We start from the raw sequence: 441 nt of genomic DNA on the forward strand, positions 1-441 counted from the left end.
GTGCGCCTTGATCGACGGGGTGCTGGAGGCCAAGCCGATGCTGGCGATCGTCGCCCTCGGCGATGGCATGGACAACCAACTGGTGCTGCACGCCATGCGCGCTGGCGCCCGCGACTTCGTCGCCTATGGCTCGCGCGCAAGCGAAGTGGCCGGGCTGGTGCGCCGCCTGGGCAAGCGCATGCCGGCGGTGGCCAGCAACCCCGCCCTCGGCGGGCTGACGGTGCTGTTCGGCGTACAAAGCAGTGCCGACGGGGCATTGCTCACTACCCACCTGGCCCGGGTGGTGCAGGAGAGCGGCCAGCAAACCCTGTTGCTGGACCTGGGCCTGCCGCGTGGCGACAGCCTGGCACTGCTCGGCCTGGAAGCGTCGTTCTTCTTCGGCGACGCCCTGCGCCACTTGCGCCGCCTCGACACCGCACTGATCGACAGCGCATTCACGCG

General features: G+C 69.8%; 1 protein-coding gene. It reads left to right on the plus strand.

All coding sequences use genetic code 11. From position 1 onward, the window contains the following. Window positions 1-37: 37 nt before the first annotated feature. Window positions 38-441, plus strand: a 404-nt coding sequence (locus EOE48_RS28845; protein WP_484213855.1) for a response regulator, incomplete at its 3' end; no start/stop codon positions are given.

Origin of the sequence: Methylobacterium oryzihabitans, assembly GCF_004004555.2 — a bacterium.
Lineage (GTDB): Bacteria > Pseudomonadota > Alphaproteobacteria > Rhizobiales > Beijerinckiaceae > Methylobacterium > Methylobacterium oryzihabitans.